General features: G+C 51.9%; 13 protein-coding genes. 10 read left to right on the forward strand and 3 right to left on the reverse strand.

What is annotated here, in order from left to right:
• Window positions 1-343 precede the first annotated feature (343 nt).
• The gene (ampH, locus tag AB3G37_RS21710; RefSeq protein ID WP_037377291.1) at window positions 344-1,492 is read left to right on the forward strand and encodes a D-alanyl-D-alanine-carboxypeptidase/endopeptidase AmpH; all 1,149 of its coding nucleotides are present in this window, start codon (window positions 344-346) and stop codon (window positions 1,490-1,492) included.
• A gap of 75 nt (window positions 1,493-1,567) precedes the next feature.
• On the opposite strand, the gene lptG is transcribed toward ampH, so the two are convergent.
• Together lptG and lptF are read right to left on the reverse strand one after the other, a co-directional pair.
• A complete protein-coding gene (gene lptG, locus AB3G37_RS21715) occupies window positions 1,568-2,638 on the reverse strand; it encodes an LPS export ABC transporter permease LptG (protein ID WP_009634811.1) in 1,071 nt (356 codons plus the stop codon).
• On the reverse strand, window positions 2,638-3,732 hold the full coding sequence (gene lptF / locus AB3G37_RS21720) for an LPS export ABC transporter permease LptF (RefSeq protein WP_369789065.1): 1,095 nt from the start codon (window positions 3,730-3,732) through the stop codon (window positions 2,638-2,640). The genes lptG and lptF overlap by 1 nt, the downstream gene beginning before the upstream one ends.
• A 278-nt stretch (window positions 3,733-4,010) precedes the next feature.
• On the opposite strand from lptF, the gene pepA reads away from it, so the two are divergent.
• The 4 genes from pepA to AB3G37_RS21740 all read left to right on the forward strand — a co-directional run bounded on the left by pepA (window position 4,011) and on the right by AB3G37_RS21740 (window position 9,684).
• A complete protein-coding gene (pepA, locus tag AB3G37_RS21725; RefSeq protein ID WP_009634813.1) occupies window positions 4,011-5,522 on the forward strand; it encodes a leucyl aminopeptidase in 1,512 nt (503 codons plus the stop codon).
• Window positions 5,523-5,588: 66 nt separating this feature from the next.
• Window positions 5,589-6,056, forward strand: coding sequence for a DNA polymerase III subunit chi (locus tag AB3G37_RS21730; protein ID WP_009634814.1), 468 nt, complete (start codon window positions 5,589-5,591; stop codon window positions 6,054-6,056).
• 9 nt (window positions 6,057-6,065) lie between these two features.
• Window positions 6,066-8,921 carry a valine--tRNA ligase gene (locus AB3G37_RS21735; protein WP_369789066.1) on the forward strand — a complete coding sequence of 952 codons (2,856 nt, stop codon included), beginning with the start codon at window positions 6,066-6,068 and terminating at the stop codon, window positions 8,919-8,921.
• 253 nt (window positions 8,922-9,174) lie between these two features.
• Complete coding sequence (locus AB3G37_RS21740) at window positions 9,175-9,684, forward strand: GNAT family N-acetyltransferase (protein WP_369789067.1); 510 nt, start codon at window positions 9,175-9,177, stop codon at window positions 9,682-9,684.
• 59 nt (window positions 9,685-9,743) lie between these two features.
• On the opposite strand, the gene rraB is transcribed toward AB3G37_RS21740, so the two are convergent.
• Entirely contained in the window at window positions 9,744-10,208 is a 465-nt protein-coding gene (rraB, locus tag AB3G37_RS21745; RefSeq protein WP_009634817.1) for a ribonuclease E inhibitor RraB, read from the reverse strand.
• 160 nt (window positions 10,209-10,368) lie between these two features.
• Here rraB and argF point away from each other — a divergent pair, with 160 nt between their 5' ends.
• The 5 genes from argF (at window position 10,369) to ridA (ending at window position 15,495) form a co-directional block, all read left to right on the forward strand.
• Window positions 10,369-11,376 (forward strand): ornithine carbamoyltransferase, encoded by a 1,008-nt coding sequence (gene argF, locus AB3G37_RS21750; RefSeq protein ID WP_369789068.1) that lies wholly within the window; start codon window positions 10,369-10,371, stop codon window positions 11,374-11,376.
• A gap of 154 nt (window positions 11,377-11,530) precedes the next feature.
• The gene (locus AB3G37_RS21755) at window positions 11,531-13,351 is read left to right on the forward strand and encodes a sugar phosphorylase (protein ID WP_369789069.1); all 1,821 of its coding nucleotides are present in this window, start codon (window positions 11,531-11,533) and stop codon (window positions 13,349-13,351) included.
• A 241-nt stretch (window positions 13,352-13,592) separates the two neighbouring features.
• Window positions 13,593-14,528, forward strand: coding sequence for an aspartate carbamoyltransferase (gene pyrB / locus AB3G37_RS21760; RefSeq protein ID WP_009634820.1), 936 nt, complete (start codon window positions 13,593-13,595; stop codon window positions 14,526-14,528).
• Between the two features lie 10 nt (window positions 14,529-14,538).
• Window positions 14,539-15,003, forward strand: coding sequence for an aspartate carbamoyltransferase regulatory subunit (gene pyrI, locus AB3G37_RS21765; protein ID WP_009634821.1), 465 nt, complete (start codon window positions 14,539-14,541; stop codon window positions 15,001-15,003).
• A gap of 105 nt (window positions 15,004-15,108) precedes the next feature.
• A complete protein-coding gene (gene ridA, locus AB3G37_RS21770) occupies window positions 15,109-15,495 on the forward strand; it encodes a 2-iminobutanoate/2-iminopropanoate deaminase (RefSeq protein WP_009634822.1) in 387 nt (128 codons plus the stop codon).
• Window positions 15,496-15,619: the final 124 nt, after the last annotated feature.

A 15,619-nucleotide genomic window follows, 5' to 3' on the forward strand; every position in this document is an offset into this window, starting at 1 on the left:
CATGCATTCTGATGCTAAGTGCTGAAAAAACCGGCATTAATCCACCGACCGTTTGATATTTCGACAAATTTCATCTTCATTCTACTTACTTTTGCCCCCTGGACTCGCCCCAAAGAATCACTGCGTTTGCAGCATCGGTGTACGCGAAGCAAACTCCGCGACGGCTTCACCTATCAAGCCTAATGAAAGATGCGGTCAAAGCAGGATGAATGGATTTAAGATCACCCCGAAATCCTAACACCCCATTAATACTGTAAATTTTTCCTACATGCGGCGAATTCCTCATGCGGTTCTGCGTTTATCACATTAAGATAAATTCATTCTTCCCTTTCACCATTTAAGAATGGATACGCGTTCGTTGAAAAAATTCACCCTTTCGCTGTTAGCTATGGCCTTTGCCAGCATGCCAATGCTGAGTCAGGCTCAGACCCAACGTCTGGCTTCTCAGGTGGTCGATGACCACGCAGAACATATTTTCTTTAACAGCGGCGCTATGGGCATGGCCCTGGTGGTCGTCGATAACAAGCAACAGGTCTTTCGCAGCTTTGGTGAAACAAAGGCGGGATCGGGTATTCGGCCCCGTGAAAACTCGCTGATCCGTATTGCCTCTCTCAGCAAGCTGATGACCAGTGAAGTATTGGTCAAAATGGCAGAACAGGGCACGGTGAAGATCACCGATCCGCTGCACAAATACGCCCCTGCCGGCGCGTTTGTGCCTTATTACAGCGCGACCATGCCTATCACTTTGCTGAGTTTGGCCACCCATACCAGCGGCCTACCGCGCGAGCAGCCGGGTGGTGCACCGCATCGCCCAGTGTTCACCTGGCCGAATCGCGTTGAACGCTGGAACTGGTTGCAGTCCGCCAAGCTGAAAGTCCCGCCGGGTGCAGAGGCTTCCTACTCGAATCTGGGCTTTGACCTGCTGTCGGATGCATTGTCCGATGCGGCTCACAAACCTTACACTCAGCTGTTCCGCGAGCTGATCACCCAACCGAATGGCATGGTTGACACTACCTATACACCCACTCCAGCCCAGTGCTCGCGTCTGATGGAGGGCATGCATCCAAGCCCTTGCGTGAATACTACGGCAGCAACGGGCAGCGGCGGAGTCTATTCGACCCCGGCCGATATGGGCCGATGGATGGAGCAGTTTATGCCATTGGCAAATGGCAAGCAGAGTGCGACCGCGGCGCTGGCTCAGAAGATGTATTATCGCCGTACCGATCTGGCGGCGTTGAAGGGCATGGACGTGCCTGGTCCGGCCTATGAATTAGGCATGGCGTGGATAACCATGGCACCGTCGCCGCTTTGGCCACGTATTATTGAGAAGACTGGCGGCGGCGGCGGCTTTATCACTTACATGGCCATGGTGCCGCAGCGTGGTGTGGCCGTGTTTGTCGTGGTGACCCGTTCTCAGTTAACCAAGTTTAAAAACATGAGCGATGGCGTGAACGATCTGGTCGCCTCTCTGGTTCGCAACAACGAAATATAACTTCAGTTGTTCAGGCGTTATATAGCAAAAAAGCAGCTCAACCGAGCTGCTTTTTAATAGCCATCATCAACTAAACTAATTACGTTTTAACAGCAGATAGGTACTAATCACAAAGAACAGGCCGCTTGGCAATACAGCACCGAGTAATGGCGGAATATTGTAGACCAAACTGAGCGGACCAAAAATCTGATCAAGTACATAGAACAGGAACCCAAAGCAGATACCGGTCAACACACGAACCCCCATCGGCACGCTACGCAGCGGTCCGAAGATGAATGACAGCGCCATAAGCATCATTACCGCCACGGACAATGGCGCAAAGATTTTACGCCACATATTCAGCTGATAACGTTTGGCTTCCTGCCCGGTTTGTTTGAGGTACTTAACGTAGTTATACAGGCCGCTGATCGACAGGGAATCCGGATCCAACGCCACCACGCCTAGCTTGTCGGGCGTCAGGTTTGTCTTCCATACGCCGTTTAGCGTCTGCGAACCGGTTATACGGGTTGGACTTCCCAGCACTGATTCATCAACCTGAGAAAGCTGCCAGCTGCCATTCTCATACTGCGCCGAGGTCGCGTAGCGCACTGACAGCAGTTTATGATTATCATCAAAGTGATAGATGTTAACGCCGCTGATTTGGTTATCACCGACCACGTGTTCGATAAAGATAAAATCGGGGCCATCTTTCGCCCACAGACCGTTTTGCGTTGATACCAGCGAACCGCCGAACAGCTGCTGCGCACGGTAGTTACGCGCCATTTGGTCGCCCACTGGTGATACCCATTCGCCGATCGCCATAGTCAGCAATACCAATGGGATAGCCGTTTTCATGACCGCAGATGCCACCTGCATACGGGTAAAACCGGAAGCCTGCATAACCACCAGCTCACTGCGAGTTGCCAGCGCGCCCAGTCCCAGCAGAGCCCCAAGCAGCGCAGCCATCGGGAAAAACACTTCAATATCGGTCGGCACGCTGAGAATGGTAAAAATTCCGGCGTCCAATGCAGAATAACTCCCCTGCCCGACTTTACGCAGCTGGTCGACGAACTTGATAATCCCGGAAAGGGAAACCAGCATGAACAGCGTCATCATGATGGTATTAAAAATCGTTCGACCGATATAACGATCTAATACGCCAAACATCAGGCCGCTCCTCTTAAACGTGCACGTAGTCTGCGCAGGGGAAGCGTGTCCCACATATTGAGTATCACCGCCAGGGCGAAATAAACCAGATTGGTTGCCCACATCCAGAACATAGGATCAAGTTTACCTTTCTCACCGTTCGATCTCAGCGAGCTCTGTAACAGGAAGAAAACCAGGTAAAGGAAGATCGCAGGAAGCATGCTCAGTACACGCCCCTGTCGAGGATTGACCACCGAAAGCGGTACTACCATCAGCGCCATCAAGAACACGGAAACTACCAGCGTAATACGCCAGTTCAATTCCGCGCTAGCCTCTTTGGCTTTGGAATTCCACAGTGACGTCATGCTCATTTGCTCAACGTCGCTGGCATCAAGCTCAACCGTACGATGGCCAATAACCGCCAGATAATCGGTAAAATCGGTAATGCGGAAGTCACGTAGCAATGCGGTACCTTCGTAGCGAGTACCGGTATCCAGAGTAACCTGCTGGGAACCATCCGGACGTTGATCCATATGGCCTTTCTCGGCTACTACCACGGATGGACGCTGATTGCCGTTAGGCCTGAGCTGCGCCAGGAAAACGTTATGGAATTCTTTGCCGCGCACGTTACCGACAAACAGCACTGAACCGCCATCCTGTGAAGGCGTAAATTGTCCCGCGACCATAGCCGCCATACCGGGATTTGCCTTGGCATCAGCCATGACCTGATCCTGATGCTTGGAGGACCAGGGACCGACCCAAAAAGCATTGATACCGGCGAAAACAGAGGTAAACAGCGCCAGAGACATGGCAGCAACGATTAATGACCTTTTTCCTAGGCCACAGGCGTGCATAACGGTGATTTCGCTGTCAGTATAGAGTTTACCCAGGGTCATCAACAGCCCCAGGAAAAGACTTAACGGCAGGATGAGTTGAGCCATATCAGGAATGCCTAAACCAAGCAGCTGAATGACTAAATTTGTTGGGATATCGCCATCGACTGCCGCGCCCAGTATCCTGACTAGCTTCTGACAGAAGAAGATTAGTAACAGAATAAACAGGATCGCAAATTGGCTCTTGAAGGTTTCCCTAACCAGATATCTAATGATGATCACGCTGAATACGCCTGTGAAAACTTGTCTTTTTGCAGGAAAATCGATAGTTTCATCGCTAATCCGTCATTTTTTCTCATCATATGGCAACCTTCACAGCTAAAATAGTATTACAACACCGTAAATTTGGGTGACCTATAGGAAGATGCTTATAGCCGCCAAAAATAAATTTCTATGCCGTATAGGTTAACACAGGTCATTACATCAATGACGGGAGAGTGTAACGGACGCCCCATTCTATCCGTACCCCCCGCCTTTGTCTTTAAGATTCAGGAGAGTGCATGGAGTTCAGTGTAAAAAGCGGTAGCCCGGAAAAACAGCGCAGTGCCTGTATTGTAGTCGGCGTATTTGAACCTCGCCGCCTATCCCCTATGGCTGAACAGCTCGACAAGATCAGCAATGGATATATCAGCGCCCTGCTCCGCCGCGGTGAACTGGAAGGAAAAGTAGGGCAAACCCTGTTCCTGCACCATGTTCCAAACATTCTGTCCGAGCGCATCCTTTTGGTAGGCTGCGGGAAAGAACGCGAACTCGACGAGCGCCAATACAAGCAAGTCATCCAGAAAACGATTAACGCCCTGAACGAAACCGGTTCGATGGAGGCGGTTTGCTTCCTCACCGAACTTCACGTCAAGGGACGTAATACTTATTGGAAAGTGCGTCAGGCCGTAGAGACCTCGAAAGAGTCACTTTATACCTTCGACCAGCTGAAAACGAATAAGGTCGAGCCACGTCGCCCGTTACGTAAAATGGTATTTAACGTGCCGACGCGTCGCGAGCTAAATAGCGGTGACCGCGCAATAGCTCACGGCCTGGCGATTTCTTACGGGGTGAAGGCCGCGAAAGATCTTGGCAATATGCCGCCAAATATCTGTAACGCAGCCTATCTTGCCTCGCAGGCTCGCCAGCTTGCCGATGCTTTTAGCAGCAACATCACGACTCGCGTCATCGGCGAACAGCAGATGAAAGAGCTGGGAATGAATGCCTATCTGGCAGTGGGTCAGGGTTCGCAAAACGAATCACTGATGTCAGTGATGGAATATAAAGGTAATCCAAATGCCGACGCCAAGCCGATTGTGTTGGTTGGCAAGGGCCTGACCTTTGATTCCGGCGGTATCTCCATCAAGCCAGCCGCCGACATGGACGAAATGAAGTACGACATGTGTGGCGCGGCAACGGTTTACGGCGTCATGCGTGTCGTGGCCGAGTTGAAGTTGCCACTTAACGTGGTCGGCGTTCTGGCCGGTTGTGAAAACATGCCGGGCAGTCGCGCGTTCCGTCCGGGCGACATTCTGACGACGATGTCCGGCAAAACCGTTGAAGTGCTCAACACCGATGCCGAAGGCCGTCTGGTATTGTGCGATGCGCTGACCTACGTCGAGCGTTTCGATCCGGAACTGGTTATTGATGTCGCCACCCTGACGGGTGCCTGCGTGATTGCGCTGGGTCACCACATCACCGGTTTGTTGTCGAACCACAATCCGCTGGCGCATGAGCTGATCACCGCTTCTGAACAGGCCGGTGACCGCGCATGGCGTCTGCCGATGGGCGACGAGTACGACGAGCAGTTGCAATCGAATTTTGCCGATATGGCAAACATCGGTGGCCGTCCGGGTGGTGCTATCACTGCTGGCGTATTCCTGTCACACTTTGCCGAGAAGTATAACTGGGCGCATCTGGACATCGCCGGTACCGCATGGCGTTCAGGAAAAAACAAAGGTGCAACGGGTCGTCCCGTTTCGCTGTTGTCGCAATTCCTGTTGAACCGTGCTGGTCTCAACGGCGACGATTAATCGCCAATTGATGTAAACGCCTCCCTCGCGCATTGCGTTGCGGGGGATGGCGTCAGGAAGACACTCATGAAACAGGCTACATTTTTTCTACTTAACTCACCCGACGTCGACGGCGAGCTGAGCGGCCATGAAGATCTGGCTTGCCAGATTGCTGCCCGGCGTTATCGCGCAGGTCAGCGCGTGCTGATCGCCTGTGAAGACCAAAAGCAGGCCGAACGTCTTGATGAAGCGCTGTGGAAACGTGATGCCGAGCAGTTTGTGCCGCATAATCTGGCAGGAGAAGGCCCGAGATTCGGAGCCCCCGTCGAGCTATGCTGGCCCGGAAAACGCGGAAATGCGCCGCGAGATTTGCTGATCAGCCTGCTTGGGCAATTTGCAGATTTTGCCACCGCTTTCCATGAAGTGGTAGACTTCGTTCCTTACGAAGATTCTTTAAAGCAGCTGGCGCGCGAACGCTACAAAGCCTATCGCAGCGTCGGCTTCAATTTGACCACGGCGACACCGCCGGACGTCAATACAACGACTACAGACTAACGAAGCGAAATGGATAAGACATATAACCCGCAAGATATCGAGCAACCGCTTTACGAGCACTGGGAAGAACAGGGCTATTTCAAGCCTAACGGTGATACCAGTAAGGAAAGCTTCTGCATCATGATCCCGCCGCCGAACGTTACCGGTAGCTTGCATATGGGTCACGCTTTCCAGCAAACCATCATGGACGCCATGATCCGCTATCAGCGCATGCAGGGTAAAAACACCCTGTGGCAGGCGGGAACCGACCATGCCGGTATTGCTACTCAGATGGTAGTAGAGCGCAAAATTGCTGCTGAAGAAGGCAAGACTCGCAAAGACTACGGTCGCGAAGCCTTTATCGACAAAATCTGGGAATGGAAATCAGAATCGGGCGGCACTATTACCCGCCAGATGCGCCGTCTGGGCGATTCCGTGGACTGGGAGCGCGAGCGCTTCACCATGGACGAAGGCCTGTCAAACGCCGTTCGTGAAGTGTTTGTTCGACTGTACAAAGAAGACCTGATTTACCGCGGCAAGCGCCTGGTGAACTGGGATCCGAAACTGCGTACTGCGATTTCCGACCTCGAAGTTGAAAACCGTGAATCCAAAGGTTCCATCTGGCACCTGCGCTATCCGCTGGCTGACGGCGTGAAAACCGCTGACGGTAAAGACTATCTGGTGGTTGCGACCACCCGTCCCGAAACCGAGCTGGGCGATGCCGGTGTTGCCGTTAATCCAGAAGATCCGCGTTATAAAGATCTGATCGGTAAAGAAGTTATCCTGCCATTGGTAGGCCGCCGCATTCCTGTTCTTGGCGACGAACACGCCGATATGGATAAAGGCACCGGCTGTGTGAAAATCACCCCAGCCCACGACTTTAACGACTATGAAGTCGGTAAACGTCACGGCCTGCCGATGATCAACATTCTGACTTTCGACGGCGATATCCGCCAGACCGCCGAGGTGTTCGACACCAAAGGCGAAGAAAGCGACGCGTGCAGCAATGAAATTCCCGAGCAGTTCCGTGGCCTGGAGCGCTTCGCAGCGCGTAAAGCCATCGTTGCCGCCTTCGAAGAATTGGGCCTGCTGGAAGACATCAAGCCTCATGATTTAACCATTCCCTATGGCGACCGTGGCGGCGTAGTTATCGAGCCAATGCTAACCGACCAGTGGTACGTGCGTACTGCTCCGCTGGCAAAAGTTGCCGTTGAAGCGGTCGAGCAAGGCGAGATCAACTTTGTACCAAAACAGTATGAAAACATGTACTTCAGCTGGATGCGCGACATTCAGGACTGGTGTATTTCTCGTCAGCTGTGGTGGGGTCACCGTATCCCGGCCTGGTACGACGCTGAAGGCAAAGTTTACGTCGGTCGTGACGAAGAAGAAGTGCGCAGCGAAAACAACCTGGGCGCAGACGTTGTTCTGAGCCAGGACGAAGACGTGCTGGACACCTGGTTCTCTTCTGGCCTGTGGACCTTCTCGACGCTGGGCTGGCCAAACGAAACGCCAGACCTGAAAGCTTTCCATCCTTCAAGCGTTGTGGTCAGCGGCTTTGACATTATCTTCTTCTGGATCGCCCGCATGATCATGATGACCATGCATTTCGTGAAAGACGAAAACGGCAAGCCACAGGTTCCGTTTAACACTGTTTATATGACCGGCCTGATCCGCGATGACGAAGGGCAAAAAATGTCCAAGTCGAAAGGTAACGTTATCGATCCACTGGACATGATCGACGGTATCTCGCTGGAAGATTTGCTGGAGAAACGCACCGGTAACATGATGCAGCCGCAGCTGGCGGAAAAAATCCGCAAGCGCACCGAAAAGCAGTTCCCGAACGGTATTGAACCGCACGGCACCGACGCCCTGCGCTTTACCCTGGCGGCGCTTGCCTCGACGGGCCGTGACATCAACTGGGACATGAAGCGTCTTGAAGGCTACCGCAACTTCTGTAACAAGCTGTGGAATGCCAGCCGTTTCGTGCTGATGAACACTGAAGATCAAGACTGTGGTCTGAGCGCCGGCGAGCTGCAACTGTCTCTGGCTGACCGCTGGATCCTGGCAGAATATAACCGTACCGTAAAAGCTTACCGTGAAGCATTGGACGGCTACCGCTTCGACCTGGCGGCCAGCATTCTATATGAATTCACTTGGAACCAGTTCTGCGACTGGTATCTGGAACTGACCAAGCCAGTTATGAATAACGGCACCGAAGCTCAGCTTCGCGGCACTCGCCATACGCTGGTAGAAGTGTTGGAAGGCCTGCTACGCCTGGCGCACCCGATTATTCCATTCATTACCGAAACCATCTGGCAGAGCGTGAAACCGCTGAAAGGCATCACAGCTGACACAATCATGCTGCAACCTTTCCCGGAATACTCGGCGGATAAAGCCGATGAGGCCGCGCTGGTCGATCTCGAATGGATCAAGCAGGCGATCATCGCTATCCGTAACGTGCGTGCTGAAATGAATATCGCACCGGGCAAACCTCTCGAGCTGTTGCTGCGTGGCGCAAGCGCCGATGCACAGCGTCGCGTCGAGCAGAACCTGAGCTTTATCAAATCACTGGCGCGTCTGGAGTCAATCACCGTGCTGGTTGCGGGCGATAAAGGTCCAGTTTCTGTGACCAAACTGGTTGAGGGTGCAGAACTGCTGATCCCGATGGCCGGTCTGGTCGATAAGGAAGCAGAACTGGAACGTTTGAACAAAGAGATCGCCAAACTTGACGCAGAAGTTGAACGTATCGAAGCCAAGCTTTCCAACGAAGGTTTTGTGGCTCGCGCTCCTGAAGCCGTAGTTGCTAAAGAACGCGAAAGACTGCAAGCATTTGCCGAAGCCAAAGTTAAGATTCAAGAACAGCAGGTTACTATCGCTGCTCTGTAATCTTCGCTGATACGGCAATCTTTAAAAACGGTGGGGCGAAAAGCTCCGCCGTTTTTTTTGGAATTGCAAAAATCGCCTGCACGCGGTATTAAATACGAATAAAAAATAGCTAACCACTTCAACAATATTAAACCTAAGTCATTGGAATCACGGCAAGGCGGCAAGTGAATGAGTTCCCAAAAGCTTACTGAAATAAGTGACTGGGTCGAATAACGCAGCAGTGGCTTCAAAAATAATGGGTATAAGAGCAATTATGACTACAGCCGTGAAAACACAACAGAACGTCGTGGTGCGCCGCATCACTTGCGATGACAATGCCGAAATCGCAAGGGTGATCCGCGCCGTGTCTGCAGAATTTGGTTTAACTGCCGATAAAGGCTATACCGTGGCCGATCCCAATCTGGATACCTTGTGCGAAATGTACAGCCAGCCGCGCAGCGCCTATTGGGTCGTCGAGCTTGACGGGCAGATAGCCGGAGGCGGCGGTGTTTCCGCACTAATCGGCGCTGATGACGACGTATGCGAATTGCAGAAGATGTATTTTATGCCGAGCCTGCGCGGTAAAGGGCTGGCCAAACGCCTGGCGATTCAGGTGATGGCTCACGCCAAAGAGCAGGGCTTCAAACGGTGTTATCTTGAAACTACCGCCAGCCTGACTCAAGCGATTGCGCTTTACGAGCATCTTGGCTTCGAACATATCAACGGCGCGATGGGCAGCACCGGCCACGTCGACTGTGAAGTCACAATGCTGAAAACTCTTTAACGCGATGTTTATGCAATAAAAAAGCCGACTAAGTCGGCTTTTTTACATTTACATGACTATTAGTGGCGTTTGCCGTCGTCATCTTTGTCGATCACGTTTTTAGGGGCAACGTGCTCGTCTTCTTCTTCATCTTCTTCGTCGAATTCTTCTTCGTCGCCGTCTTCGCCGTTCGGATCTTCAAAATAGGTGCCCCAGCCGTCATAGTTGACGCCGTTAGCTTCAGCCAGCGCCACCAGCTGCTCAACCTGGGTGTCGATCAGTTCAGCATTCAGCGCAACTTCGCTAATCACATCACAGCACATCACCACGGAGCCATCTTCAATTTCCAGCTCTTCGGCATCAGTCACTTCATAGCCCAGTTTGAAGGCTTCTACCGCTGCTCGCTCTAAAACTTCGAATTTCTCGGAAGAGAAATGATGCTCAATAGTGTAAAGCGCGTCAGGATCGCTGCCGTCTTCCAACAGCTCTTCGATGATTAAGCGGGTCTCATTACGTTGTTCGTCTAGCAATTCACGGTTTGCCATGCCTCAGTCCTCAATCAATGTGACGTTTAGACGCTATTTTCACACAGCAGACGGCTTGCCTCCAACATAAACGATAAAGTTTTTACTTTGGGGTTGTAATTGCATATTCATACATATAAATTGAATTTTAATTCATTATAAATGTTTCGGAGATAGGCACATGAGTCTGTTAAGCAAACGCCATTTTCTAAGGCTGCTGGATTTTACCCCGTCAGAAATCGCAACCCTGCTGAAACTGTCGGCTGATTTGAAAACTGCCAAGAAAAACGGCAGCGAAAAACGTTATCTGCAAGGCAAGAATATTGCGCTCATCTTCGAAAAAGACTCAACTCGTACCCGATGCTCTTTCGAAGTTGCCGCTTACGATCAGGGAGCACAAGTTACTTACCTCGGCCCGAGCGGTAGCCAGATTGGCCATAAAGAGTCGATGAAGGACACTGCGCGAGTGCTGGGCAGAATGTACGATGGCATCCAGTATCGCGGCTTTGGTCAGGAAAACGTCGAGACATTGGCTGAATACGCCGGAGTGCCCGTCTGGAACGGGCTGACCAATGAGTTTCATCCTACCCAACTTTTGGCCGATCTGCTGACCATGCAGGAACAGCTGCCGGGGAAAGAATTGTCGCAGATGTCGCTCGCCTATCTTGGCGATGCGCGCAATAACATGGGTAACACGCTGCTTGAAGCGGCGGCGCTGTGCGGGTTGGATCTGCGTTTAGTTGCACCTGCTGCCTGCTGGCCGGATGCCGAGCTGGTTGAAAACTGCAAACATCTGGCGCAGGAGAACGGCGGCAACATTACCTTGACCGATGATATCGACGTTGGCGTTAAAGGCGCCGACTTCCTTTATACCGACGTTTGGGTCTCAATGGGCGAGCCGAAGGAAGTATGGAAAGAGCGCATTAATCTGCTACGTGCTTATCAGGTGAATATGGCAATGATTGCCAAAACAGGCAATCCTCAGGTCAAGTTCCTGCACTGCCTGCCGGCTTTCCATGATGACCAAACCACATTGGGCCGTCAGATGGCTGAAGAATACAATTTGCCGGGTGGCATGGAAGTGTCGAACGAAGTGTTTGAATCGGCGCACAGCGTAGTATTCGACCAGGCTGAAAATCGCATGCACACCATTAAAGCGGTTATGGTTGCCACCCTCGGCAGCCTGTAAGCACTAATTGATCAATACAGCCCGCCAGACCTTGGTGGGCTGCCTTTTCCTCGTCCTATCCTCATGCATTGTTGCACTTTCTAGCCTTCTTTATGCCTCAGCCAAGCCTTTTATCGACTAATCTTTCACAATGTGAATAGATAAGGGAACCGTTATGGGTGCTGTGAATCCCGAGTTCGTGCTTCGTCTGGAAAGTCTGCTGAGCAGGGTTTATCCCAAAGAACACATTGGCGATCTGATTAAAAAAATTCTGCATCTCGGTGAGAAATGGAATTACGGTGCACACCGCTCTGACCAGTGGGTTGATGGCACTAACATTTACCTGATTACCTACGGTGATACCCTCTCTGAAGGCCAGCGCCCTCCTCTCGCGACGCTCAACGATTTTGCCAGCAAGCACCTCAAAGACGCCATCAGCGATATTCATATTCTGCCGATGTACCCTTACAGTTCCGACGATGGATTCAGCGTCATCGACTATCGCCGCATCGACGAACATCTCGGCGGTTGGAGCGATATTCACCATCTTTCCGCCAACTTCAACATGATGTTCGACTGCGTGATTAATCACATCTCGCGATCCAGCGACTGGATGAAAGGCTATATCAACGACGAGCCTTACTTTCGCGACTATTTTATCGAGTCCAATCCCGAGCTGGATTACAGCCGTGTGGTGCGCCCCCGGGCCTCGCCGCTGCTGACGCCGTTTATCAAGGCCGATGGCAAAGAGCTGTATCTCTGGACCACCTTCAGCGAAGATCAGATTGATATTAATTTCAAGAATCCTCAGGTTTTGCTGGAAAGCATTGACGTGATCCTGCAATACGCTGCCAGCGGCGGGCAGTCGATTCGTCTGGATGCGATTGGCTACATCTGGAAAGAAATGGGTACCACCTGTATTCACCGTCCTCAGGCTCACAATATCATCAAGCTGTGGCGCACTATTCTCGACGAGGTGATCCCCGGCACCCGCATCATCACTGAAACCAACGTGCCGCATCATGAAAATATCAGCTATTTTGGCGAGGGCGACGAGGCACACATGGTGTATCAGTTCGCGCTACCGCCGCTGACGCTGCACGCTTTCCTGCGTGAAGACACCACCACGCTGACCAAATGGGCGCAGGGTTTAAACGCCGAGGCGCACTATCCGAAAACCACCTATTTTAATTTTCTCTCCAGCCACGATGGTATTGGCCTGCGCCCGACTGAGACCTTTCTCGACGACGACGAGCGTAAATATCTGGCGCAGGAAACGCAGCGCAAAGAAGGTCGAGTTTCCTATAAAGACAACGGTGACGGAACTCACTCGCCGTATGAGCTGAATATTAATTACCTCAGCGCCATCACTGAAATTGATGATAGTGTCGAAATGAAGGCGCGCAAGTTTCTGGCGGCGCAGTCACTGTTGCTGTCAGTTATGGGCGTTCCGGCGATTTATATTCACAGTCTGCTGGGCAGTGAGAACGATCTGGATGGCATGCACCAGTCTGGCCTGAGCCGACGGATAAACCGCAAAAAGCTCAAACTTGAGGATGTCGAAAAAGATCTGGCGACCAAGGGATCGCTGCGATCGGCAGTATTCTATGGCCTTAAAAAACTGATCGATATCCGCCGCAACCGCCCTGCTTTCTCGCCACAGGCCGGACAGAAGATCCTGGAGCTTGGCAATAAGCTGTTTGCGCTTGAACGCTATGATCCAAAATCAGAGAACCGCATCAGCTGTATCTTCAACATCAGTAGTCAGTCGCAGCCTTTCAAGCTGGCAGTTGACGGCAAGGATCTAATAAGCGGTGAACCGTTTAACGGCCAGATGCGCCTGCAGCCGTGGCAAGTGGTATGGATCGAGCACAAACTCAAAGCTCCTGAACGTTTGGGCAGGCTGCGTCGTTGGCGGAAAAAGATTTACATCTCGCTGAAAAGGTCCGATGCCAACCGATTGCTCACAGGCAGACCTCGCAAAGCAAAAAGGTGAAGTTACCCTCTTGCAGGCAGAATTCGTGCGCGTATAATGCGCCACAATTTGCCGGGAGACTGACATGAAAAACGACAACACACCGCGATTCGATGCTTCACCGAACCCTGTGCCAGTAGGCGGCGTTCAGCCGTTGTCTCTCCCAATGGTTTTGAATATGGGCTTGAAAATAACCCACCGATCGCTGAAAGCCCCTCATTGAGGGGTTTTTTTTTGTCTGTCATCGTAGAGGAGAGCGACAATGGCCAATCCGCTGTATCAAAAACACATTATTTCAATTAACGATCTCAGCCGTGAAGAGCTTGAGCTGGTGCTGGACACCGCCGCCAGCCTGAAAGCCAATCCGCAGCCAGAACTGTTGAAACATAAAGTGATCGCCAGTTGCTTTTTTGAAGCCTCGACCCGTACTCGCCTGTCGTTCGAGTCCGCTATCCATCGTTTGGGCGCATCGGTAGTAGGTTTTGCCGACGGCAGCAACACTTCGGCGGGCAAAAAAGGCGAAACGCTGGCCGATACCACCTCGGTGATTAGTACTTATGTCGATGCGATTGTCATGCGTCACCCGCAAGAGGGTGCGGCGCGTCTGGCGACCGAGTTTTCAGGCGGAATTCCAATCCTCAACGCCGGGGACGGTGCCAACCAGCATCCGACTCAGACGCTGCTCGACCTGTTCACCATTCAGGAAACCCAGGGGCGTCTTGATAATCTTAAAATCGCCATGGTCGGTGATCTGAAATACGGCCGCACAGTGCACAGCCTGGCACAGGCGCTGGCGAAATTTAACGGCAATCGCTTTTACTTTATCGCCCCGGATGCGCTGGCAATGCCGGAATACATCCTCAATCTGCTGAAAGAAAAAGGGATTGAATACAGCCTGCATGAAAGCATTGATGAAGTCGTGCCGGAGCTGGATATTCTTTACATGACCCGCGTGCAGAAAGAGCGTCTCGACCCCTCGGAATATGCCAACGTCAAAGCGCAATTCATCCTTCGCGCAGCTGATTTGGCCGACGCCCGGCCGCATCTCAAAGTGTTGCATCCACTGCCGCGCGTCGATGAGATAACTACCGACGTTGACAGCACCCCTCACGCCTACTATTTCCAACAGGCCGGGAACGGGATTTTCGCCCGCCAGGCCTTGCTGGCACTGGTTTTAAACGCAGACACCGCAGAATAAGGAGCGCATCATGACGCAAGATAACAAACTCCAGGTTGAAGCCATTAAATGTGGCACGGTGATTGACCACATCCCGGCGCAGGTGGGCTTTAAGCTGCTGTCGCTGTTCAAACTGACTGAGACCGACCAGCGCATTACCATTGGCCTGAATTTGCCGTCAAACGAGCTGGGCCGCAAAGACATTATCAAAATTGAAAACACCTTTCTCACCGAGCCACAGGTCAATCAGCTGGCGGTCTATGCGCCGCACGCCACGGTGAATCGCATCGATGATTACGTGGTAGTGAAGAAGCTGCATCCGAGCCTGCCGGACCGCATCGAAGGCGTGCTGCGCTGCCCGAACGGCAACTGCATCAGCCGTTTTGAGCCGGTAGCCTCAAGTTTTGCGGTTAAAAATCGTCAAAACGAAATACACCTGCAGTGTAAATACTGCGAGAAAGAGTTTGAGCATCAGGTAGTGCTGAATAACGAATAGTCGCTGCCAGCGGGAGATTGGGGGATGCTTTCTTGCGCCCCGCTCCTTATACTGTCTCGACAATTTTTATCTCAGCAAAGCTTTTAAACTCAACGAGGAATCAGTATGTCTCGCGAAATCAGTACAGAACACGCACCGGCGGCTATCGGTCCTTATGTTCAGGGTGTCGATCTCGGCAGCATGATTATCACTTCCGGCCAGATCCCTGTTGATCCTAAAACCGGTAACGTTGCTGAAGACATCGCTTCTCAGGCGCGTCAGTCACTGCAAAACGTGCAGGCTATCGTTGAAGCCGCAGGCCTCAAAGTTGCCGACATCGTGAAAACTACCGTTTTCGTTAAAGATCTTAACGACTTCGCGACCGTTAACGCGACTTATGAAGCCTTTTTCACCGAGCACAACGCGCCATTCCCGGCTCGTTCTTGCGTAGAAGTTGCCCGTCTGCCAAAAGACGTGAAGATTGAGATCGAAGCTATCGCCGTTCGTCGTTAAGTTTCCCTTTTGATCAAAATAGGTCAGCCTGCGTGCTGGCCTTTTTTATCGCCAAATCCCACCTAGCCCCTTCTCGACCTTGTGATTGCTTCATCAGCGACCATAATTAAATCTGATGCACTTT

It is taken from the genome of Rouxiella sp. WC2420, assembly GCF_041200025.1.
In the GTDB taxonomy this organism is placed as follows: Bacteria; Pseudomonadota; Gammaproteobacteria; order Enterobacterales; family Enterobacteriaceae; genus Rouxiella.